Source organism: bacterium 336/3 (assembly GCA_001281695.1).
Lineage (GTDB): Bacteria > Bacteroidota > Bacteroidia > Cytophagales > Thermonemataceae > Raineya.
In genome coordinates, this window is record LJIE01000001.1 from 980,629 (window position 1) to 1,003,757 (window position 23,129).

Consider the following 23,129-nt stretch of genomic DNA (forward strand, 5'->3'; position numbering starts at 1 on the left):
AATAGCTTTTTTCTGTATCTTGCAAAAAAAAACGATAGTGGAAAGTAAATCAAAAGACTTCATTTTTGGCATTAGAGCCATCATAGAGGCTATCAAAGCAGAAAAGCAGATAGATAAACTCTTGGTATCGGTAGATGTAGGAAAATCGGAATTGATGGGAGAACTTTTAAGTTTAGCGAAAGAGAATAAGATTTTTTTACAAAGAGTACCAGATTACAAACTCAATAAAATTACTCCTAAAAATCATCAGGGAGCAATTGCATACCTTTCAGTAGTCAGTTATGCTTCATTTGAAGACATATTGCAAGGTGTTTTTGAAAAAGGAGAAACCCCTTTGTTTCTACTTTTAGATGGTGTTACAGATGTACGCAATTTAGGAGCAATAGCTCGTACAGCCGAATGTGCAGGTGTACATGCTATCATTGTTCCTGAAAAAAATTCGGCTCAAATCAGCAGTGATGCCATTAAGACATCAGCAGGGGCATTACATTATCTACCTGTATCTCGTGTGAAAAGTCTTTCGCAAACAGTTAAATATTTACAACAGGCAGGTGTTCAGATAGTTGCATGTACTGAAAAAACAGACAATTTTTTATATGATATAGATATGACAGCACCTATGGCTATTGTAATGGGAGCTGAAGATGTAGGTGTTTCCAACGATATTATCAAACAAGCTGACCATTTGGCTAAAATACCTATGTTTGGACAAATATCTTCGCTTAACGTTTCAGTTTCGGCAGGAGTTGTTTTGTATGAAGCTGTAAGACAACGAAAATAAAAAAGGGCTTTTTTAAAAGCCCTTTTTTATTTAACTATCATGAAATGTGTTGGTACTGGTATCATCATCAAAATCGTTAGAATGTGTTTTGATACTATCTTTGTCGTTATCATCAAAAGGTCTGAAACTTGTATCATGATAAAAACTATCTCTCATATAAAAATACCATAACAAATCGTCAGTAGTATTGGCAGATGTATAGCCTCCTTGATATTGTTTTTTTACAGTTTCCTTATTCTTTTGAGCATAGCATTCTAAACACAAAATAGGCTCTTCTCCTGTTTGTGTTTTAATCAGCCCACTTTGTTCATCTTTTTTTCTATTTTGGATAGTTTGTAACCCTCCAAAAATATGGTCTATACAAAAGTTTTTCTTACAATTGCTACATTGTGCAACTGCAACTGCTCCACACTCCTTTAATACAAAAAAACCAGTTTTAATTTGACAACGTTTCATAGGGGTTTTGATAATGTTTATAAGTTTTAGGCTGCTTGTTTTACTTTCTGATAGGCTTTTGCAACCAATCCTAAAAATTTATCTAAATTGGGTAATTTAACCTTTTCAACAATAGCAACTTCTTTTTGTTTATCTTTAATTTTAAAGGTATGACGTTTGTCATTAGGCTTTTCTTGAATAAAGCTTCCTTTTTGGGAAGATGAAGAACTATAATTATAATTATCTTTATCAAAACCGATGGTGATACTTATAAGTCTTTTGATACCATATTTGTATTTGGTTTTTATTTTACCTCTTGGATTGCTTTTGACAACCTTTCTTGAAAGTAATGTATCTACAAAATCGGCGGATAAAACAGTATCATCAGCCATACGAGCTGAAAAACTAAACCAAGGATATGTATAAATGGTATTGGTGATTTTAGGGTATTTGCCACCAACCGTGCTAAATATCCATACAAATAATAATACAAAACTTCCGACTGCAAAGAACCCTATAAATTCGTTGAGTAGCCTCTCTATTTGTTTGAAAATTGGAATGTTAGATGAAAGAGTATATAATAAAGCAATGACAACACCCAATACAACGATACTCAACATAATTCTGTTCATCCATTTGCTGAAAGCAGAAGGAGTATAATTTTTCTTAACACCAGTTTTATAACGTTTACTACGAGGAGCACCCAATTGACAACTCAAAGAAATCAAAGAGTTTTCTTTTCCTTCTTCTGTAAATATCTTAAAAAGAGGATAAACAAAAAGGCGTAACCGATTTTCTAAGTCAACTCTTTTGAATAAAAAATAAAAAAACCAAGAGATAAAAAATATAAACAAAAGTACTTTAAAAATATATCCATCTATAAAGTAAAGCCCTGTTTTTATCCAAAACTCAAGGGCATTATTTTGCAGAATGCTTGCCAAAATTATCCAAACAATAGATAAGCCAAATGTCCACCAACCTAATACAAAGCATGTATGACGAGCATTATCTGCATGCTCATCAAATTTTGTAAGATTATCGAGTGTGCTTATCCAATCGAAAGCAGATTTATTGCCTTCAATTTTTCTTAATAGAAGTATTTTGGTTTGCTCATTATTCAAAAATAAAAAATATCGAATGGCTAACCAAAACGATTTTAGAGCAAAAACAGGTTTATCCATACGAATAGACTTTTTCAAAAATAACTAAAAATCAGAGAAAAAAAAGCGTTTTTATAAAAAATCTAATACTGTTTCCATTTTTGCACCCCTTGAACCTTTTATTAAAATGAGACTATTGGTAAGTGTGGTGTCTTGTAACCAATTGTGTAACGAAAACTTATCAGTAAAATAATAGGCTTTGGGCAAAAAATTTAAAGCATATTGCATTTCTTCACCATACAAAACAATGGTTTCTATATTTTTAGAAGCAAGCAATTTTCCTAAATTTTCGTGTTCTTGCTTACTGAAAGCTCCCATTTCATTCATTTGTCCTAAAATAGCTATTTTTTTTTCTGATGGAGTAGTATCCAAATTTTCAACAGCTTCTTTCATAGAGCTGGGATTGGCATTGTAAGCATCTAAAATAATAGTGTTAGAACCTTTTCTGAGTAATTGAGACCTGTTATTACTAGGTGTGTATTCAGTAATGGCTTCATTGGCTACATGAGCAGGAACATCAAAATATTTACCAATACAAAGAGCAGTAGCAATGTTTGCAAAATTATATTTTCCAATCAATTGTGTTTCAGTTACTTCTTTAGATTCATTTTCATATTTTAAATAAAAATCGTATGGTAAAAGAGTTGCAGAAAAATAATCAGGAGCATTGGGATAGGTAAAAACTTGCTCTTTGGGAAAACGATTAGCCATCCGTACCAAATGTTCTTCGTTTGTGTTTAAAAATATCTTTCCATTGTTTTTGAGTAAATGATAATATAGTTCGCTATTTGCTTGTGCTACTCCTTCTAAGCTTCCAAAACCTTCCAAATGATCTAAGCCAATATTGGTAATAAGGCCATAATTTGGATTTGCAATTTCACACAAATCAGCTGTTTCACCAACATGGTTTGCACCCAGTTCAATCACAGCCATTTCTGTATCTTTGGGTATAGAAAGCAAAGTAAGTGGTACACCAATATGATTATTGAGATTGCCTTGTGTGGCAAATGTTTTATATTTTTTGGATAAAACCTTGTAAATAAGTTCTTTAGTGGTTGTTTTTCCATTAGACCCACCCACAGCAATAAAAGGAATTTGAAAACTATCTCTATACTTGCGTGCTAAAGATTGAAGAGCTTTGAGTACATCATCTACCAATACATATTGTTCACTTTCTTTATATTCTGCTTCATCAATCACAGCATACAAAGCACCTTTTCCAAGGGCTTCTTTGGCAAAAGCATTCCCATTAAAATTAGCTCCTTTCAAAGCAAAAAAAATGCTATTGGATTGTATTTTACGTGTATCTGTACTGATAGTAGGGTTTTTTAAAAATATTTGATATAAAGTATCTATGTTTGTCATATAAGTCTAAATTTCTGGGTGAAAATAAAAATAAATTGCTAAAAAATTAAAAAAATCATAGTTTTGCTGAAGTTTTTCAGTAAACCTTTCAAAAATTGATTTATGAGTCAGGCATCACAACAACAAGGATATGAAGAAATAGACTTGATAGAGTTAGTTATCAAAATTTATAAATTCTTTAAAAGGAGATATAAATTGATGTTGATTTTTTCTATTATTTCAGTGTTGTTAGGTTGGGGAGCAAGTAGCTTATTTATATTGCCTCGTTATTTTTCTGCTATGATTATCTCTTCAAGGTCACTTTCTGGCTCTGAAATCAGTGGGCATATTCTAACACTTGATGATTTGGTAAAAGAGAATAATAAAAATGAGTTTAAAAAATTAACAGGTATCCCTCCTGAAACATTTAAAACCATCACAACCATCAAAGCCATTCCCAATAGAGATTACCAAAAAAATGTAGAAAAAGATATTCGTAGAGATTCAACAATGGCTATTAGTGTAGAAATAACAGATAATACTCAGTGGGAAACGCTTCAAAATGGTATAGTGAATTATTTGGAAAATGTTCCTTATGTACAAAAAAGAACAAAAATTTATAAAGAAGGACAAGAAAGCCTTTTGTTACAAATTCAAAAAGAAATTAGAAGTATTGATAGTTTGAAAAAAATTATAGAGGCAAGTCCTAGTTCTAAAAATACAATTATATTGAGTAACTCAGGAAGTATTTATACTGAGGCTCTTAAACTCTATGAATTAGAGAGAAAAGTCAAAGAAAATATTGCACTTGGTAATGATATTCATGTTATCAAAGATTTTGCAAATCTCCAAAAACCTAAAAAATCATCATTAAAAGAAACTATTATGCTTTTTGGTGGTATAGGTTTTATTTTAGGGTTTCTAATAGCTCTTATGATAGAATTGAATAAAATTGTCAGAAAGCGAGAAAATAGTTTATGAAATACTATTTAGTTGTAGGAGAACGTTCTGGCGATTTGCACGCATCTAATCTTATGAAAGAAATTAAGAAATTAGATGCTCAAGCTGAATACAGATTTTATGGAGGAGAGCAAATGCAATCAGTAGGAGGAACATTAGTACGCCATTATCAAGAAATGGCTATTATGGGTTTTATAGAGGTGCTTCTCAACATCAGAAAAATAGCTCGTTTCTTAAAAGAATGTAAACAAGATATACTCCAATACAAACCTGATGTGGTAATTTTGGTAGATTATGCAGGTTTTAATATGCGTATTGCAAAATTCTGTAAAGCCAATCAAATCAAGAGCTATTATTATATCTCTCCTAAAGTTTGGGCATGGAATACTAAAAGAGCTTTGAAAATCAAACAGAATGTTGATAAAATGTTTGTCATTTTTCCATTTGAGAAAGACTTTTTCAAGCAATTTGATTATGAAGTAGATTTTGTAGGGAATCCTTTGTTAGATGCTATTCGAGCTTTTAGCCCTAATGCTCAATTTTTTGAAAACAATAAACTCGATAAAAATAAACCTATTATAGCTCTTTTACCAGGGAGTAGGAAAGGAGAAGTTTCTCTTATTTTGCCTATGATGCTTTCTGTTTATGAGGATTTTAAGGAGTATCAATGGGTAGTGGCAGGGGTAAAAAATTTACCAGAAAGTTTTTATACAGATTGTAAAAAACTAAATATATCTATTATTTACGACCAAACTTACGATTTACTTTCCCATGCTCATGCTGCTGTGGTAACATCAGGAACGGCAACTTTAGAAACAGCTCTATTCAATGTACCCCAAGTAGTATGCTATAAAGGTAGTTGGATTTCATATCAAATTGCTAAACGTCTGATTAAAGTTCCTTATATATCTCTTGTAAATTTAGTACTCAATAAACAAACAGTTGTAGAGCTAATCCAAGACCAACTCAATACAAAAAATCTTACAAAAGAATTAGAAAAAACTTTAGGTGGTGAAACTCGAAAAAATATATTAGAGGATTATCAAACACTCCAAAAAATGATGGGGACTGCAGGAGCATCAGAAATCACAGCAAAACTGATGTATCAGTATTTGACTAACTAATAACTATTATCAAATTAATCTTCCTAATTTTTTTCAGGTTGAATACCAAAAAAATTAGATGCATTTTTTCTTAAAATCATTGATTAGAGTATTAGTCTGTGCTAATTCTTCAGCAGAAATTTGAGATTTACTCTTAATATCTTGAATATGCTTGAAAAGATTACTTACTTCATCTTCTGGTATAGCTGCTTTTTGTGCTATTTTATCAATTAGGGTTTTATCAAAAGTATCTTGAATAGGTATTTGTAACTGATTTCTGATAAAATCGAATAGGTATAGAATTTTCTTTTCTGCCAAATTTTTGTGGTCTTGGTGATTGAAATAAAGTCTTCCGATAGTTTGGGCAAATTCAACACTTGTATTTACAGGTCTTTCGAGAATAGGAATAGCTCTTTGTTCTCTTTTAGCTCTAAAAATGATAAATGCCAATACAGAAGCACAAGCAAGTAAAAATGCCCACCAAAGCGAGTCATGTTTTTTGAGAAAAGCAAGTTCTTTGATGCCTTCAGGAGAATCATTTTTATTACCATTATTTCTTCTGTTGAACTCCCAAGAGGGCAAATCTTCCCAAAGAACATCTCTAAGGGGTAAATAAGAAAGGCTTTTAGCGATTACTTCATGATTTTTTTTATCAATCATCCCAAAATTTGTAAAAATAAGAGGTACACTGCATAAATAAAAATGACCATTTCCAATAGGAACTTTGATTAAAATAGGTCTATCTTCATTATCTAAAGCTAAAACTGTACATTCTTCCTTATTGTAATTTGTAAAATAATGATAAGCCTGAATATTGGGATAATTGTAAGAGGAAGAAGTCTGAAGTTTTGGATTTGTAAATTGAACAGTTAGGTTTTTAGAACCATAAGATTCATATCCAATAGAAATATCCCCCAAAAGTTCTGAAAAATGATAATCGAATTGTGTAGTTGCAATAAAAGCCTCTCCACCACCTGATACAAAAAAATATAAGGCAGAAGAAAACTCTGCATCACTATCCATCTGTTTATGAGCAAAAAATAAATTATATTTTTTACCTAAGCTTTGCAGTAAACTATCTTTAGGAGCTATTTTTGTTCTTAAGATAATATCTTTCTCAGGAAATAAATCTTCCATCAGATTGAACAAAGCCATTGAGGCATAAGGCTTTGATTCGGTTTTTTTAAATGTGGGTGTCCAATCAATTTTTTTTGCTTTCTTTTGAGCTTGCTGAATATTATACCAAAAAGGCATAGAGGCTAAAAAAAGCACAATGAAGATGATTAAACCAATATATATCTTTTTCTTCTCCAACTTATTAATATTTTAACCTAAAATTTTTTGAATATACTGTTCACTTATTTCCCAGAGGCGTTCAGCCGTTTGTGTATTTTTTGAATTATAGGAAGATTTTCCTCGTTTTTTATCTTTGAAATACTCTCCAGAAGTATATTTGACTTCTTCAGAAGTAGCCAAATAAATACTTGTTTGAGCTCCTTGTTTGGGTGTTTTAGCAAAAATAGGAATAATCCATCTTAAAAAAGAAGGAATATTTCTAAAAAGTTCAGTAGCTATAAAACCAGGCATCAGAGCATTGGCTGTAACATTTGTTCCTTCTAATTTTTGAGCCAAGAATCTTGTAAACAAAATATTTGCCAATTTCGACTGTTTATAAGCTCCAATTCCACTATAACTTTTCTTAAATTCAATGTCAGAAAAATTGATATTGCCTTGATGTAAATCGGAAGCAACATTGATAATGCGTGCAGGAGCAGAATTTTTAAGAGTATCTAAAAGCGTATTGGTAAGTAAAAAAGGTGCTAAATGATTCACAGCGAAAGTCATTTCGATACCATCATCGGAAAGAGCTTGATTTTGTTGCCAAACTCCTGCATTGTTGATAAGAATATGAATTTGTGGATAATCCTTTTTTACTTGTTCAGCACAAGCCTGAATAGATTTTAAGGAGGCTAAATTACAATCATAAAACTTTATTTGTGCTTGTGGTGATTGTTGTAAAATCTCTTTTTTAAGAGCATCACCTTTCTGAGCATTACGTATAGGTAAAATTAAATCCATACCCATTTTGGCAAGCCCTAAGGCTGTTTCTTTGCCAATTCCTGCAGTAGAACCTGTAATCAATGCTACTTTTGCCATGATGTAATCTTAATTAGCTGTGCTTAATGTTGTTGATTTTGATTTTTTTAAAAAACGAATAATTAAAACTTCTAAAAGTAAGAAAATAAGTGCTACCCAAACAAAATATTTCCAAAGAGGTGAACCTATATTTTTCTCTTTGAAATCGTTGATAAACTCTTTATCTGTTACTTTTTCATAAATTTGAACATTTTTTTTGTTATTGAAAACTTTTTTGAGCTCATCTATGCTATAAAACTGCATTTGTGATTCTTTTCTATCATAATTGAATGCCAAAGCTCCAATAGTTTGGCCATCCATAGTCAAATCGTAATAACCAGCTTCAATACTTTGTTCTGGTAGTTCTAAAATAAGTTGCTCACCATTCAAACGTTGTGCAGGCACAATCTCCGATTGAGCATTTTTAAGTTTAAACACCTGGTTTTTATTGCTTTTAGCAACTCTAAGTGTAATGGTTCTTTCTTGAAAATTATATGCTATTCTTTCATTTTGCTGAGAGCTACGAGCAGCAATTTTGTACATGATAGGTACAAAAATAGCATTGGTTGGGAAATCTGTAAATCTACGGTCTAAAGGTGAGGCACATAAGTAGACTTTTCCACGTCCATTTCTAAATTCCGAAAGAAAGTTCTTCCCATTTTTAAACCCTAAAAGCTGACTATTAACTCCCAACCAGCTGATTACAGGATTTCCGTAAGGCATATCTGCATTTTTAGGGTTTTGTTCAAAAATGCCCTCATAAAAAGGATTGTTGATATTGGGAGGTAGAAGTGTTTTAGAAGTATTTTTGCCCAAAGAATCACTTTTTTCTGTCTGCATACCTCGTACACCTAAACCCGAAAGCCCTTCTGAATAACTACTAAGATTGGGTGTAGCTGAAGGGAAAATCAGCACACTGCCACCATTTTCAGTAAAACTTTTGAGTTCTTTTGAAAGATTTTGTGAAATGTCATTTAGGTTGTCCAATATTAATAAATCTATATTGGGTAGAATTTCAGGATTAAAAGTATTGGCATCATAACTTTCAATTCTAAAAGTTTTTTCACTTGCGTATACATTACGGATATAAGTATTACCTCCTCCTGCATAAAGATGTGCAATTCGAATATTAGGAGCTACATTGAGTGTAAAATAATACTCATTATCAAATATAATAGGCTCATCTTCAATAACTATCTTGCCTTTTTTTGCTCCTCTGCCTTGTGTTGTGAAACTGAAATTTCCACTTGCTTTTCCACCAGCAGGGATATTGAGAGTGGTGGTAGACACTTGTAAATCATCAATATATAACTTAGCAATCAAATCTTCTTGAGGTGTTTCCGAATAATTCTGAATTGTAAAACTGAGTGTATTTTGTTCCATTTCTTTCACAAAGGGATTGGCAAGCCAAGCTGAATCAATGTGGATATTGTTTTGTTCGTTAGATTTGAGAGGAACTAAATAATAACGATAATTTGTATCCAAAGGCAATTTATTCAAATCACCAATAGTACTTTTTTGAAAATCGGAAAACCAAAAAATCTGATTTTTTTCGTTGGGGGCAAGGCGTTTGAGTAAGGATGTTTGCCTATTTTGTACACTTTGTAAATCTCTGATTTTATTAGAGTAATTGGTTTCGCTTAAAATATCTTCTACTTTGGCTGTATTGATGGTGTACTGCTCTCTGTTTCTAAAGTCATTAGTAACTAATTGAAAATTAGCTGATTTTGGAAATATTTTAGCCAAATCAGAAATGCTTTCTTTTGCCCAAGAAAGATATTTTCGTTTGGTTAACTCATTTTGCATGCTGTAAGAATTATCCAAATAGATACTTACAATGCTACCAGCATCATAGACCGATTTTTTGTTCTGATTTGGTAAAAAAGGCTGTGCAAATGCAAAAACTAGTGAAGCAAGTAAACCCAAACGCATTAATAAAATCAGGATTTCTCGCAGAGTTTTGAAAGAATTGGTTTCAGTTTTGAGTTCTTTTAGAAAGCGTACATTGGTAAAGTAAATTTTCTTAACTCTCCTGAAATTGAAAATATGAATAATAATAGGTATTGCTAATACAAATAAAGCCCACAAAAATGAAGGATATAAGAAACTCATAGCTTATTATTTAATAATTTAGTGTGTAATTTAATCAAAATTTATCAGTTTTCTAAATTCGGTTATGTAAGAATGTTCAGTCTGATAAAGTGTATTTTCAATCTTTTTGATACTTTCGATACCAGCCACATTACTTGTAAAAACGACATCAGCCTCTAAAATATCATTTTTTAAAAAAAATCCCTCTTTTATGTGAATATTTAACTCTTTTGCTTTTCTGATAATTTGAGTTTGTAGAATACCTTTTTTCCCGCCACAAGCAAGAGATGGATAACAGATAACGTTACTTTTAATCCAAAATATATTGGATGCTAAAGTTTCTGCAATAAAATTTTCGGAACTAAGCATTATCACTTCATCAGCTTGCTGGTGTTGTTTGTAAATGCCAGCCAATACATAAGGTAAAGCATTGAGTGTTTTATAAGGTGAAATACTGGATGCTATCAAACGAATATCTTCAAAAAAAACAGCTTTTTCTTTAATATAATTGTGCTTGTCTGTAGCAGGAAATACTCTTACAAGCCAATGAAAAGTGTTATTTAGAGGAGTATAAAGTCCGCCAGTTTCTCGCCACACATTAATTTTAATACGGAAACTATGATTCAAACCATTTTTTTGAGCTACTTCAAAAATGATATTTTGTAAGTAATCTTTTGTAAATGAGGAAGAAATATTAAAATAAAGAGCCTTCATACCACTTAAAAGCCTCTCGAAATGGTCTTGCCAAAAACAAATAATATTATTTCTTACAATAATCGTTTCGAATATGCCATCCCCGTATTCAAATGCTCGATTAAATACCAAAGCAGAAGAACTTTCTAAATCTTCAAAAACACCATTAATGCAGGCTATCATAGAAAAATAAAATGATTACGGAGAACAATTATACACAAAATCATTTTAAAACTAAAAAACCTATAAGGTCTTTAAGACCTTATAGGTTTTATTATAACTTTACTTTATAAAATTTATTATTGCAAACTATCCAACACTACCTTCTAAACTGATTGCAAGTAGTTTTTGAGCTTCTACGGCAAACTCCATAGGCAATTGATTTAATACTTCTTTAGCATAACCATTTACAATAAGGGCTACAGCAGTTTCAGTGGATAAACCTCTCTGATTGCAATAGAAAATCTGGTCTTCTCCAATTTTAGAAGTAGTCGCTTCATGTTCGATAGTTGCTGACTGGTTTTTTACTTCAATGTATGGGAAAGTATGAGCTCCACACAAATCGCCCATCAGTAAACTATCACATTGAGAGAAATTACGAGCATTTTCAGCACGTTTGTGTACTTCTACAAGTCCACGATAAGAGTTCTGACTCTTACCAGCCGAAATACCTTTACTTACGATACGACTCTTGGTATTTTTACCCAAGTGTATCATTTTTGTACCTGTATCGGCTTGTTGCATATTGTTGGTAACTGCTACAGAGTAAAATTCTCCAATAGAGTTATCACCTTTTAGAATCACAGAAGGATATTTCCAAGTAATGGCTGAACCTGTTTCTACTTGTGTCCAAGAAATTTTAGAATTTACACCAGCACAAATACCTCTTTTGGTAACAAAGTTATAAATACCTCCTTTACCATTTTTATCACCAGGGTACCAGTTTTGTACCGTTGAATATTTGATTTCAGCATTGTCTAATGCAATGAGCTCAACAACAGCTGCATGTAATTGGTTCTCATCACGCATAGGTGCTGTACAACCTTCCAAATAACTTACATAACTACCTTCATCAGCAACAATAAGCGTACGCTCAAATTGCCCTGTACCAGACGCATTAATACGGAAATAAGTGCTTAATTCCATTGGGCAACGAATGCCTTTGGGAATATACACAAAAGAACCATCAGAAAATACAGCCGAATTGAGAGCAGAGAAAAAATTATCGCTTACAGGCACAACTGAACCCAAATATTTCTTCACAAGTTCAGGGTGATTTTCCACGGCCTCACTCATAGAGCAGAAAATAATACCCAATTCTGCCAATTTTGTTTTGAAAGTAGTAGCTACGGAAATGCTATCAATCACAGCATCAACAGCTACACCTGTCAAACGTTTTTGCTCATCTAAAGAAATTCCTAATTTTTCAAAAGTCTTTAAAATTTCGGGGTCTATTTCGTCTAAACTATCAATTTTTACTTTCTGTTTAGGGGCAGAATAGTATATAATGTCTTGATAATCAATGGATGGATAATGTACATTTTGCCAGTGAGGTTCTTTCATGGTTAGCCACTTATAATAAGCGTCTAAACGCCATTCAGTCATCCATGCAGGCTCATTTTTTTTGGCAGAAATAAAACGAATAATATCTTCATTGAGACCTTTGGGAGCTTCTTCAGCTTCTAAGGCACTCACAAATCCATATTTATAGTCAGAATTGATATGTTCTACTAAAACTTCATTCATACAACAGTCTTATTTAGAATGATTTTACATTACAAATGTATAACATTTTTCTGAGAAAAATGTTCTTTGTCAGAGCTTTTATTTTCTAAAATATTGTATCTCAAATAAAATAGGATAAAATAGAGATAAGAATATTACAAAATATACACCCTTATAAATTAGATATCCCAAAACCTTCTTTAAACTTTTTGAGCCTAAACTGAAAGGGATTGAATGTAGCATCTTGTTCTACCAATTTTTTATATTCATCATTTCTTCTGATGGCTCGATCTGCCATTGGAGAAGGTGATGGTAAACGTATAAGGTCTATTTTTTGAGAAAAAGTAAGTCTGAGAGCAATTTTCTTTTCCCAAAGTTCTGCTACCCAAACTGAAGTACACAACACTTTTTCTATCTTGTTGGTATTTAAAACTTCTTGAATAAAATCAATATTATATTCTAAAATTTTGAGGTTTGTATCTAAACAACCATGATTTTCTTTTTTACGAATAGCTTGAGTGGCTACATCTGTAATCCAGATTTGCTTTTCTTTCATCAAATCTTTCTTATCTTGAGTGGTAGGTAAGGTTTTATCAAAAGTTTTTTCAATTAAACGCCAGAAATTTGACTTTCCACTTGCCAAATAAAACCACTCGCCATAACTATCATTTTTGAGACAAGCAAAAGAACCCAAAATGATTGTATCTGCTTTATAATCAGGTAACTCGATGAATGGGTGATTTTCAATTTCCATGAAAATAAATGCTTACTTCTTTAGAATCCAAATCATTCTTTCCGAAGTATTTATATCAAATTTGTCTAAAGAGTAACTTCCAAAACAAGCTTGTACAGAAAGTCCACAAGACTCAAAATAGTTTCTAAAGTCTTGTTCTGTAATAGCCATTACTCGTTCTTGAAAGTGATGAGGTTTCCCTTTGTGTTCAAAACGAATATCTTTGACAATAATTCTATTCTGTAAAGATTTCTCAATAGAAAAATTTATTCCATCAATATTCTTCTGGTCTTTACAAGGCAATATTTTGGTGATTTTATCAGCATTGAAAAAGTCAATCACCAAAATACCTTTTTCATGGAGGCTATTCTTTAAAGCCTGAATAGTCTTTACGTTTTCATCATCAGTTTCAAAATAACCAAAACTGGTAAATAGATTAAAAACATAATCAAAATAATCTGCTCTAAAGGTTTCTCTAATATCATACACAAAAAACTCAAGATTAGGCAAATCTGCATAGTTTTTCTTGGCTTCTGCAATACTTTCAGGAGCTAAATCGAAGCCTGTTACCTCAAAACCATTGCTACTTAAAAATGCTGAATGTCTGCCTTTCCCACAAGCGGCATCAAGTATTTTAGATTTTGCTGGAAGATTCAGATATTCAGCCAAATTACTCATAAAAATTCTGGCTTCTGTATCATCTCTGTGTTTGTAGAGAATATGATAAAAAGGTGAATTGAACCAAGTGGCAAACCAAGCAGAATGTTCCATGAGTTTTTTTGAAAAAATGATTAAAAATACTAACTTTGCAGTTCTCAAAATTACGATTGGAAATTATAACATACAAATTATGTTTGAAAGTTTAAGCGAAAGGATAGACAGTGCCTTAAAGGTAATCAAAGGTAAAAACAGAATTACCGAAATAAATATTGCAGAAGCCATCAAAGATATTCGCAGAGCTTTGGTAGATGCTGACGTAAATTATAAGATAGCTAAAGATATCACAGATAAAATCAAGGAAGAAGCGTTAGGACAAAAAATCTTAATTGCCGTAGAACCAGGGCAGATGATGGTAAAGATTGTCAATGATGAGTTGGCAAATCTGATGGGTGGACAAAAAACAGACATGGTTTTGAGTGGTAATCCTGCTGTTATACTAATGTCAGGTTTGCAAGGTTCTGGTAAAACTACTTTTTCAGGTAAATTAGCAAGCTATCTCAAAAAACAAAACAGAAATGTATTGCTTGCTGCTTGTGATATTTACAGACCTGCTGCAATTGATCAGTTAAAAACACTTGGTGAGCAAATAGGAGTAGACGTATATGCTGAGCCAGACAATAAAAATGCTGTTCAGATTGCCCAAAATGCAGTAAAATATGCAAAAGAAAATAACAAACAAATCCTAATTGTTGATACAGCAGGACGTTTGGCAATAGATGAGGAAATGATGCAAGAAATTGAGAAAGTGAAAAATGCTCTCAATCCTTCTGAAATTCTGTTTGTTGTAGACTCCATGACTGGACAAGATGCTGTAAACACAGCCAAGGCATTCAATGAAAGGCTAAACTTTACAGGTGTTGTACTAACTAAATTGGATGGTGATACACGTGGTGGGGCTGCTCTTTCTATCAGAGCTGTTGTTGAAAAGCCTATTAAATTTGTAGGTACAGGCGAGAAAATGGATGCTATTGACGTTTTCTATCCTGAACGTATGGCAGGGCGTATCTTGGGTATGGGAGACGTTGTGTCACTTGTTGAAAAAGCTCAACAAGTATTTGATGAAAAAGAATCTGAAAGATTAAATAAACAACTTCGTCAAAATCAGTTTAATTTTGATGATTTCCTTTCCCAGTTACAACAAATTAAGAAAATGGGTAATTTCAAAGACTTGGTAGCCATGATACCAGGAATGGGAAAAGCCATGAAAGATATAGATATTGATGAGAATGCTTTCAAATCGACAGAAGCTATCATTTTCTCAATGACTAAAAAAGAAAGAACCAATCCTCAATTACTTACCAGTGGAAATGGTAGTGGTGGTCGTAGAAAGCGTATCGCAGATGGTAGTGGGACTAGTATCCAAGAAGTAAATGCCCTTATCAAGCAATTTGATGAAATGAAGAAAATGATTAAAAAGGTTAATCAAATGCAAAATATGGGTAAAGGCTTGGGTAAAATGTTAGGTAGATAATGCAAAAATAAATAATAACTAAATTAGAGAGATAGCTTTTAAGCTATCTCTTTTCTTTTACCTCTTTCTCAATTACCTCAAGAACTGTTATAACTTCTCTTCCAAACATTTTTTTAGCCCATTGATGAGGTTTGGCAAATTGTTCTAAAACTAAAAATAAAGCAAGCCCTTCCTCCTGTGACCAATATTTACCACCACGCCTTGTTCCTTTCAATGCAACTTCTTTTGCTACATTAGCTCCTTTAGGATGTGTAAACCAGACATACATCAAGTATTGTCCTAAACCCTCCATTGTGAGAAAAAAGTTATCCAACTCTTTTAAATGTACTCTATCTCCTTTAAAATATTGACTTTGGCGATTCTTAAATTCTTCTAATGCTTTATTTATATTCTGTCCTGAAGTGGCTACATCATAAAAGAATGCAACTTCTTTCTTAAAACCAGCTACATACACAGAATCTTTTTTGAAGTAGTCCTGAATGATATCATCTGATAAATCCACATCAAACTTATATTGTTTTTCATAAAAAGAAATCTGCTTGCCAAAATTTTGCATTTGTTGGGTATGTGCAAATTCATGCAAAAAAACGCCTGTAATCAAATTTTCAAGTCCTAATTCTTTACTTTCTATTCCCATTGCTTGCCAAAATTTGGGCAATGGCATGATAAAAAAAGCATTTTTATCTCCAAAACTGGACGCAAAAGCCATCATGCCAATGGGTACAATTTGATTATCGGGGAGGGTTATTTTTCCTTCATGTAGGGCTTTTTTCCAGATTAATTTCTTCTTCAAAAAAGAAGGACCTATTATTATCTCACCTTTGGGAATAGTACTGTTTGATGTAGAATACACATATTCTTTATCAAAAAAGACAAACTCAACACTTTGGCGGGTTTCAATTTTAAGAATATCCTTACTGACAAGCTCCCAAGCAGCAAACCATTTTTTTACACTCACTAAATTAGGGTCTAAATTTTCTGATTTTTGACTGTAACTAGTAGATTGAAAACTAAATAATAATAAAAAAATGATTTGGACTTTTTTCATAGACGTGAGAACTGTATGATAACAGTTATTCAACGTTAAGAAAGCTTGTTTATTCTACAAAGCTAAAATCTCTTTTCTTTTATGCTTTAACAATCTAAAAAATCGTGTTGTAAGTAATATGGCAGATGTACTTAACCCAAGTAACAAAGCAATCCAAATGCCCATAGCACCCCAACCTTGCATATAAGAGAGAATAGAAAGTGGAAGAGCAATAACCCAATAGGCTATTAGTGCAATGATAGTAGGGATATTTACATCTTCCATACCTCGTAAAATGCCTAAACCAACAGCCTGCACCCCATCTGAAATTTGAAAAAAACCTGCAACTATAAGTAACATAATGGCAATAGATACAGCTTTAGGGTCGTTTTCCATGAGTGGTAAAATCAGTATTTCAGGTACTGTAAGAAATATAACACAAAATACGCTCATAATACCTATTGCCACAATGATAGCAGAACTGCCTATTTTTTTGATTTTACTGAGATGTAAGCCTGCATAAGCTTTGCCTATTCTGATAGCACTGGCAATACTAATGCCTGATGTAATCATGTAAGTAGTTGATACCAAAGATATTACAACTCTGTGGGCAGCCTGTGAATAATGGTCTATACTTCCAATGAGTAAACCTGCTACTGAAAAAGCGGCAATTTCGAGAAAGTAAGTAATACCTACTGGTAAACCCATCTTGAAAATTCTCCAAATAGAAGTCCATTCCATTTTCCCAACTTTTGCATGAATAATGGCTTTGGTTTGTTTATTGGTGAAAATAAATCCTAAGATACAAAGCATCATCACTATACGAGCAAGCGTAGTAGCAAGCCCAGCACCAGCTACACCCATTTTTGGAAAACCCCAATTTCCATCAATTAAAATCCAGTTTAAACATACATTCAGCCCCAAACCCACCCAAGTGAGTGTCATGGCTACTTTGGTAAGAGAAAGCCCATCTGTGAATTGTTTGCATGCCAAAAATACAAGCATAGGAAGGATAGACCATAAAAGTTGCCACAAAAATGCTTTAGCTTCTACAGTAACAGCAGGCTCTTGACGTAGTAAATCGAAATTTCCAATAATAAACCATAAAATGCTCATTGTAATCAGCCCTAAAACAAGAGCCAATATTAAACCACTCAACCACGTTTTTTTAGCTTCTGCCAAATCGTGTTTCTGATAGGCTTGAGAAATAAGAGGAGCAATAATATTCATGCTACCAATACTGAGCATCGTAACAAGGAAAAAAGTATCGTTAGTGGCTCCTGCTGCTGCTGTTGCTACAACACCCAAATGACGAATCATGATGGTATCAATCACACCCATCAAGACTACACCCAACTGAGCTATGACAATCGGAATACTAAATAAAATAGTACTTTTGATTTCAAAACGATATAAGCGATATAAAGAATAAATTTTAGGCATAGTTATGATACTTTAAGAAGAAAATAAGCTTAAGAACTAATCTTCTCCCAATACTTTGGCTCCTTGTTTAGGTACTGTTTTCCTTGCTTCCATCCAACTCGAATTCATTTCAAAGCCTAAGATGAGTAAAAAGGCAAGTAGGTAAATCCAAAGCATCAAGGCTATAAAAGTCCCAATGGAACCATAGAGTTTGTTATAGCTCGCAAAATTTTCTAGGTAAAAAGAAAACAGATTTGTTACAAGGATGGTAGCTATTGAAGTAAAAACTGAGCCCAAAGAAAAAAAGTTCCATCGCTCATGGCTTGCAGGAGCTATATAATATATCATAGAAATGGCTATAAAAAATACAGTCAATACAATGAGATATTTAAGAGCTACAATACCAATAAAAAGCCAAGCATCATTCAGAAAACCTAAATTAGCAAGCTTATTAATAGCAAAACGACTGATAATAAGAGCTATAACAGAAAATAAGAATATAAAAGAAACAATGAGTGTAAGCCACAATGCCACCAAACGTTGTTGAATAAAACTTCTTTTTTTGGCATACATAAACACACTATTGAAGGCTGCAATGAGGGCAGCCATACCATTGGTGGCAGCATACAATGCAAAAATAAAGCTGAGCGAAAGCAAGTCCGTTCGTTTATTGAGCATAATATCATTGATAGTATCTTCTAACACACTAAAAATATCTTTTGGCAGATTATCTTTCATGAAAGAAATAACTTGCCCATATTCCAAAGGAGTGTAAGGAATCAGTGTGATTAAAAAAAGTAAAAAAGGAAAAAGAGAAAGAGTAAGGCTAAATGCTACAGAGCTTGCTCGAATGTGCAGAGCATTGTTGATGATATTCTTGAAGAAAATTTGAAGAAAAAAATGGGCAGAAACTTTAACCTTTCTGCCTACATGAAAATGATGTAGCCAAGCCTCAAAATTTTGATACCATTTTCTTGAGACAATATGTTTTTCTATTTTCTTCTTCATAAAAGAAATGCTACACCATATTTAAAATTTTTGCAGCTTTTAGAATGCCTACCATACTGATAGCATCTGTAATTTCATCTTTTAAGACCATTTTTACTGCATCAGAAAGATGTACTTTTATAACCTCTAATTTTTCAGTTTCTTCTGGCGAACTATCAGTTTGAGTCAAGCCTTCTGCCAAGAAAACAAAGCCCTCTTCATTGGTTACAGAGTTTGATGTATGAATTCTGGCTATTTTTGTCCATTTTTCAGCAATCAGACCTGTTTCTTCTAAAAGTTCTCTTTGGGCGGCTTGTAAAAGCTGTTCTTCTATTGAAACATTGTTTTCCAAAATTTTCCCTCCACCCATTGGGATTTCCCAACAATACTCTTCTAAAGCATATCTGTATTGCCCCACAAGCCATGTATAGCCCTGTTCATCCACAGGGACAATACCCAAAGCCTTATTCTTGAAAAATACTGTCCCATAAATACCTCTGCCACCACTTGGATTAATCACCTGATGTTCTTGTACATGAATCCAAGGGTTTTCATAAATAGGCTTGGATTCTAAAGTTTCCCAAGGATTTTCAGTTGGCTTGGGCAAAGATTTACTTTTTAGCAAATTTTTCATTTACGGGGCTAATAGTGTATGTATAGCTTTCCATAATAGGATTAGCTAAAAGTTTTTTGCAAGCAACTTCTACCTTTTCTTTGGCTTCTGTTTCAGTTTCTGCTTCCAATTCTATGGTAAGATGCTTTCCAATACGAACATCTTTTACTTTTTCAATACCTAAATGCCCTAAACCAAGCATAACAGCTTTTCCTTGAGGGTCAAGAATTTCTTTAAGAGGCATTACATTTATTTCGGCAGCAAATTTCATTGTTTTTTATGATTTAGTAGATTTTAGATTCAAAACAATAGAAGAAATAATATACATGGCTATGATAGCAGGAACAGCTCCAAACTGAAAAATAGCTATCAAAGCAATACTCAAAATTAAGAAAATATACTTAAATTGGTTGTTCTTCCACGAAAAATCTTTGAATTTAAGAGCAAAAAGAGGCAATTCTGCTACTAACAAATAACACATAAGAAGAATAAGACTGCCCAAAAACCATCTATTTGCCAATAAATCTAAGATAATCCAAGGACCAAAACCAAAATCATATCTGTATGAATGCTTACTTAAAAGTAAAGGAAAAGATGCCCAAAGCATAGCATTGGCTGGAGTAGGAACACCAATAAAAGAATCTGTCTGACGAGTATCTATATTAAATTTAGCCAAACGCAAAATAGAAAATAAAGCTAGAAGAAAAGGAAAATAGCTTAAATAAGTATGAAATGTTGTTACAGGAGAAGAAATCAACCATAAACTTTGGGCTATAAAAGCAGGCAACACTCCAAAAGTAATAGCATCAGCAAGGGAATCTAACTGTTTCCCTATTTCCGATTTTACGTGAAGCAAACGGGCTACAAAGCCATCCAAATAATCGAAAATAAGAGCAATGAAAACTAGCCAACATGCCATATTTATATTTCCTTGAGCTATCAGACTGATACCAATACAACCACATAAGGCATTGCAGAGTGTTAAGATATTTGGAATGTGTTTTTTCATAAGAAATTACTAAATTGCTGTACAAATTTGGCTAAATTTAAGTAAAACACAAACAAATGCAATATATTCATAATTATATCAATGGTGAATTAGTGCCTGCTATTTCAGGAGCATATATAGATAATATTGAGCCTGCAACAGGTGTGGTTTTTTCAAAAATAGCAAGGTCTGGAGCTGAAGATGTACAAAAAGCCTACGAAGCTGGAAAAAATGCTTTTGAAAGTTGGAAAAACTTAGGAGCAGAAAAAAGAAGTCATATTCTTCTCAAAATAGCTGAACTTATAGAACAAAATGCTGACCGTTTGGCACATGCAGAAAGTCAGGATAATGGAAAACCTGTTTGGCTTGCAAAAAAAATGGATATTTGGCGAGCTTCTCAGAATATTCGTTTTTATGCAACAGCTTCGTTGCATGCCTCCAACCATACTTATCAAAATCCAGATAATATTAATTATACACTTAGAGAACCTTTGGGAGTGGTTGCTTGTATTTCACCTTGGAATTTGCCTTTGTATCTGTTTACTTGGAAAATTGCACCAGCTTTAGCATCAGGAAACTGTGTGATAGCTAAACCTTCAGAATTGACTCCTTTTACAGCCTATTTGTTTTCAGAAATTTGTCTTAAAGCAGGTTTGCCTGCTGGGGTACTTAATATTTTACATGGTTATGGCTACGAAGTAGGAGAAGCTATGGTTTCTCATCCCAAAATTAAAGCTGTTTCATTTACAGGTGGCACAAAAACAGGGGCTCATATTGCAGGCATTGCTGCACCCATGTTCAAAAAGCTCTCTTTGGAGTTGGGAGGGAAGAACCCTACCATTGTTTTTGCTTCAGCAGATTATAAAAAAGCTCTAGAAACTACTGTAAGAGCATCTTTTTTAAATCAGGGAGAGATATGTTTGTGTGGTTCTCGAATTTTTGTCGAAGAAAGTATTTATGAACGCTTTAGAAATGATTTGGTAGAAAAAATAAAAAAACTGAAAGTTGGAGATCCTCAGGATGACACCAATTTTATGGGAGCTTTGGTTTCAGAAGGTCACATGCAAAAAGTGTTGTCTTACATAGAATTAGCTCAACAAGAAGGTGGGAAAATTCTAACAGGTGGTAAAAGATTACAACCAGAAGGAAGATGCAAAAATGGATATTTTGTAGAACCAACTCTGATAGAAGGTTTGGCTTATGACTGCAGAACCAATCAAGAAGAAATATTTGGACCTGTGGCAACTATTACCCCTTTTAAAACAGAAGAGGAAGTATTACGCTATGCAAATAGTGTAGAATATGGATTAGCTTGTAGCCTTTGGACAAATAATTTATCACAAGCTCATAGAGTTGCTGGAAAAATAGAAAGTGGAATAGTGTGGGTAAATTGCTGGTTATTAAGAGATTTACGTACACCCTTTGGTGGTATGAAAAACTCAGGTGTAGGGCGAGAGGGGGGCTTTGAAGCTCTTCAATTCTTTACAGAAGAAAAAAATGTATGTATTCAGTATTAGATATAAGACATTAGACAAGAGAAATAAGAAATAGGAAAATTATTTATTTACCATTTATAATTTATCATTATCCATGCCTTTGTATCTCCAACAGAAATACCCAGATAATTTAGAAATAGCGATTTGGAAAGTTACAGAAACTGAAGATGAACTGTATGAAAATTTATTGGATATTGAAAAAATTGAATTTGGAGAGTTTGTTCACCCCAAAAAACGATTAGAATTTTTAGGAGCAAGAAATCTTTTAGCTTCTATCACCCAAAAACTTGACATATTTTACAAAGGTATTTCTAAAGATGAAACAGGAAAGCCTTTTTTGATAGAAAACTCTTCAGAAATATCTATCAGTCATTGCCTGCCTTGGATAGGAGTAGTTTTACACCCAACAAAACCTGTGGGCATTGATATAGAACGCCCTCAAGAAAAGCTTGAGAAGGTTGCTCCACGGGTTTTTTCTGAATCAGAAATACATTTCTCAAAAAATAATTTAGACCTGATTACAAAAATCTGGTGTGCTAAAGAAGTACTTTATAAAATTTATGCTCAAGGAGGTAACACCTTTAAAACAGATTTTTTAGTAGGTAATTTCCAAGAAGATGATGTTTCTTTTCAAGCTTCCATTATCATGCAAAATTTTCAAAAGGATTATCAAATTCATACATTCAATTTGGAAAAAGACGTTTGGGTATGTTTTGGCAAAGAATCTGAATAAAATTTCTAAAAAATAATTGTATATTCACAGTTATAAGGCAAGTAGCTCAGTTGGAAGAGTACTCACCCAATTGTGGTAAGAGGTCGTAGGTTCAAATCCTGCCTTGTCTTCCAGAGATATAGTTTAACGGAAAAACACAAGCATGCGAAGCTTGAGGTTCAACTCCTTATATCTCTATGATATTTTATAATTTTGGACAAGTAGCTCAGATGGAAGAGCACTCGCCTGTCACGCTAGAGGTCATAGGTTCGAGTCCTATCTTGTCCGCCAGAGAGATATAGTTTAATGGAAAAACATAAGCGTGCCACGTTTAAAATTGAGGTTCGATTCCTTGTGTCTCTATTGTTTTAAAACTAGGCAAGTAGCTCAATTGGAAGAGCACCTACTCAACACGTAGGGGGTTGTAGGTTCAAATCCTGCCTTGTCTTCACGGAAGATGTAGCTTAAAGGAAAAGCACAAGTTTGCTAAGCTTGAGATTGAGGTTCGATTCCTCACTTTTTCCATTTTTTT

21 protein-coding genes, 5 tRNA genes and 1 pseudogene are annotated in these 23,129 nt (G+C 33.0%); 11 read left to right on the forward strand and 16 right to left on the reverse strand.

Annotated elements, in window-relative coordinates; genetic code table 11:
- Nucleotides 1–19 precede the first annotated feature (19 nt).
- Nucleotides 20–781 carry an RNA methyltransferase gene (locus AD998_04690; GenBank protein ID KOY85546.1) on the forward strand — a complete coding sequence of 254 codons (762 nt, stop codon included), beginning with the start codon at nucleotides 20–22 and terminating at the stop codon, nucleotides 779–781.
- A 30-nt stretch (nucleotides 782–811) separates the two neighbouring features.
- Here AD998_04690 and AD998_04695 read toward each other — a convergent pair whose 3' ends face one another.
- From AD998_04695 to AD998_04705, 3 genes are read right to left on the reverse strand one after another with little or no spacing between them, the layout of a single operon-like run.
- Nucleotides 812–1,237, reverse strand: a complete 426-nt coding sequence (locus AD998_04695) for a hypothetical protein (protein KOY85547.1) — start codon at nucleotides 1,235–1,237, stop codon at nucleotides 812–814.
- A gap of 26 nt (nucleotides 1,238–1,263) precedes the next feature.
- Nucleotides 1,264–2,397, reverse strand: a complete 1,134-nt coding sequence (locus tag AD998_04700; GenBank protein KOY85548.1) for a hypothetical protein — start codon at nucleotides 2,395–2,397, stop codon at nucleotides 1,264–1,266.
- Nucleotides 2,398–2,448: 51 nt separating this feature from the next.
- A complete protein-coding gene (locus AD998_04705) occupies nucleotides 2,449–3,741 on the reverse strand; it encodes a UDP-N-acetylmuramoyl-tripeptide--D-alanyl-D-alanine ligase (protein KOY85549.1) in 1,293 nt (430 codons plus the stop codon).
- Nucleotides 3,742–3,843: 102 nt separating this feature from the next.
- On the opposite strand from AD998_04705, the gene AD998_04710 reads away from it, so the two are divergent.
- Nucleotides 3,844–4,701 (forward strand): hypothetical protein, encoded by an 858-nt coding sequence (locus AD998_04710; GenBank protein ID KOY85550.1) that lies wholly within the window; start codon nucleotides 3,844–3,846, stop codon nucleotides 4,699–4,701.
- Nucleotides 4,698–5,804, forward strand: coding sequence for a lipid-A-disaccharide synthase (locus AD998_04715; GenBank protein KOY85551.1), 1,107 nt, complete (start codon nucleotides 4,698–4,700; stop codon nucleotides 5,802–5,804). Before AD998_04710 ends, AD998_04715 begins: the two co-directional genes overlap by 4 nt.
- Nucleotides 5,805–5,858: 54 nt before the next feature.
- On the opposite strand, the gene AD998_04720 is transcribed toward AD998_04715, so the two are convergent.
- From AD998_04720 to AD998_04750, 7 genes are all read right to left on the reverse strand, one after another.
- On the reverse strand, nucleotides 5,859–7,097 hold the full coding sequence (locus AD998_04720; protein ID KOY85552.1) for a hypothetical protein: 1,239 nt from the start codon (nucleotides 7,095–7,097) through the stop codon (nucleotides 5,859–5,861).
- A 12-nt stretch (nucleotides 7,098–7,109) separates the two neighbouring features.
- Entirely contained in the window at nucleotides 7,110–7,940 is an 831-nt protein-coding gene (locus tag AD998_04725; protein ID KOY85553.1) for a hypothetical protein, read from the reverse strand.
- A gap of 9 nt (nucleotides 7,941–7,949) precedes the next feature.
- The gene (locus tag AD998_04730; GenBank protein ID KOY85554.1) at nucleotides 7,950–10,031 is read right to left on the reverse strand and encodes a hypothetical protein; all 2,082 of its coding nucleotides are present in this window, start codon (nucleotides 10,029–10,031) and stop codon (nucleotides 7,950–7,952) included.
- A gap of 30 nt (nucleotides 10,032–10,061) precedes the next feature.
- Complete coding sequence (locus AD998_04735) at nucleotides 10,062–10,886, reverse strand: hypothetical protein (GenBank protein KOY85555.1); 825 nt, start codon at nucleotides 10,884–10,886, stop codon at nucleotides 10,062–10,064.
- Nucleotides 10,887–11,012: 126 nt separating this feature from the next.
- Nucleotides 11,013–12,449, reverse strand: a complete 1,437-nt coding sequence (locus tag AD998_04740; protein KOY85556.1) for a cysteine desulfurase — start codon at nucleotides 12,447–12,449, stop codon at nucleotides 11,013–11,015.
- Nucleotides 12,450–12,600: 151 nt separating this feature from the next.
- Nucleotides 12,601–13,182, reverse strand: coding sequence for a hypothetical protein (locus tag AD998_04745; GenBank protein ID KOY85557.1), 582 nt, complete (start codon nucleotides 13,180–13,182; stop codon nucleotides 12,601–12,603).
- Between the two features lie 12 nt (nucleotides 13,183–13,194).
- On the reverse strand, nucleotides 13,195–13,932 hold the full coding sequence (locus AD998_04750) for a hypothetical protein (GenBank protein KOY88056.1): 738 nt from the start codon (nucleotides 13,930–13,932) through the stop codon (nucleotides 13,195–13,197).
- Nucleotides 13,933–14,011: 79 nt separating this feature from the next.
- Here AD998_04750 and AD998_04755 point away from each other — a divergent pair, with 79 nt between their 5' ends.
- The gene (locus AD998_04755; GenBank protein ID KOY88057.1) at nucleotides 14,012–15,352 is read left to right on the forward strand and encodes a signal recognition particle; all 1,341 of its coding nucleotides are present in this window, start codon (nucleotides 14,012–14,014) and stop codon (nucleotides 15,350–15,352) included.
- A gap of 43 nt (nucleotides 15,353–15,395) precedes the next feature.
- Here AD998_04755 and AD998_04760 read toward each other — a convergent pair whose 3' ends face one another.
- From AD998_04760 to AD998_04785, 6 genes are read right to left on the reverse strand one after another with little or no spacing between them, the layout of a single operon-like run.
- Entirely contained in the window at nucleotides 15,396–16,400 is a 1,005-nt protein-coding gene (locus AD998_04760) for a hypothetical protein (protein KOY85558.1), read from the reverse strand.
- 54 nt (nucleotides 16,401–16,454) lie between these two features.
- A complete protein-coding gene (locus tag AD998_04765) occupies nucleotides 16,455–17,822 on the reverse strand; it encodes a hypothetical protein (protein ID KOY85559.1) in 1,368 nt (455 codons plus the stop codon).
- A 36-nt stretch (nucleotides 17,823–17,858) separates the two neighbouring features.
- Nucleotides 17,859–18,809 (reverse strand): hypothetical protein, encoded by a 951-nt coding sequence (locus AD998_04770; GenBank protein ID KOY85560.1) that lies wholly within the window; start codon nucleotides 18,807–18,809, stop codon nucleotides 17,859–17,861.
- 10 nt (nucleotides 18,810–18,819) lie between these two features.
- Entirely contained in the window at nucleotides 18,820–19,422 is a 603-nt protein-coding gene (locus AD998_04775; GenBank protein KOY85561.1) for a DNA mismatch repair protein MutT, read from the reverse strand.
- Nucleotides 19,400–19,672 carry a phosphoribosylformylglycinamidine synthase gene (locus tag AD998_04780; GenBank protein ID KOY85562.1) on the reverse strand — a complete coding sequence of 91 codons (273 nt, stop codon included), beginning with the start codon at nucleotides 19,670–19,672 and terminating at the stop codon, nucleotides 19,400–19,402. The genes AD998_04775 and AD998_04780 overlap by 23 nt, the downstream gene beginning before the upstream one ends.
- Nucleotides 19,673–19,678: 6 nt before the next feature.
- Nucleotides 19,679–20,410, reverse strand: a complete 732-nt coding sequence (locus tag AD998_04785) for a hypothetical protein (GenBank protein KOY85563.1) — start codon at nucleotides 20,408–20,410, stop codon at nucleotides 19,679–19,681.
- Between the two features lie 56 nt (nucleotides 20,411–20,466).
- Between AD998_04785 and AD998_04790 the strand changes: the two genes are divergently transcribed.
- From AD998_04790 to AD998_04820, 7 genes and pseudogenes are all read left to right on the forward strand, one after another.
- The gene (locus AD998_04790) at nucleotides 20,467–21,906 is read left to right on the forward strand and encodes a 2-hydroxymuconic semialdehyde dehydrogenase (protein ID KOY85564.1); all 1,440 of its coding nucleotides are present in this window, start codon (nucleotides 20,467–20,469) and stop codon (nucleotides 21,904–21,906) included.
- Nucleotides 21,907–22,078: 172 nt separating this feature from the next.
- Nucleotides 22,079–22,471, forward strand: a pseudogene (locus AD998_04795) (hypothetical protein).
- 182 nt (nucleotides 22,472–22,653) lie between these two features.
- Nucleotides 22,654–22,731 (forward strand) — tRNA-Asn (locus AD998_04800).
- 81 nt (nucleotides 22,732–22,812) lie between these two features.
- Nucleotides 22,813–22,888: transfer RNA gene (locus tag AD998_04805), tRNA-Asp, on the forward strand.
- Nucleotide 22,889: 1 nt separating this feature from the next.
- Nucleotides 22,890–22,960, forward strand: a tRNA-Gly gene (locus tag AD998_04810).
- A 13-nt stretch (nucleotides 22,961–22,973) separates the two neighbouring features.
- Nucleotides 22,974–23,046: transfer RNA gene (locus tag AD998_04815), tRNA-Val, on the forward strand.
- 3 nt (nucleotides 23,047–23,049) lie between these two features.
- Nucleotides 23,050–23,122 (forward strand) — tRNA-Ser (locus tag AD998_04820).
- Nucleotides 23,123–23,129 lie beyond the last annotated feature (7 nt).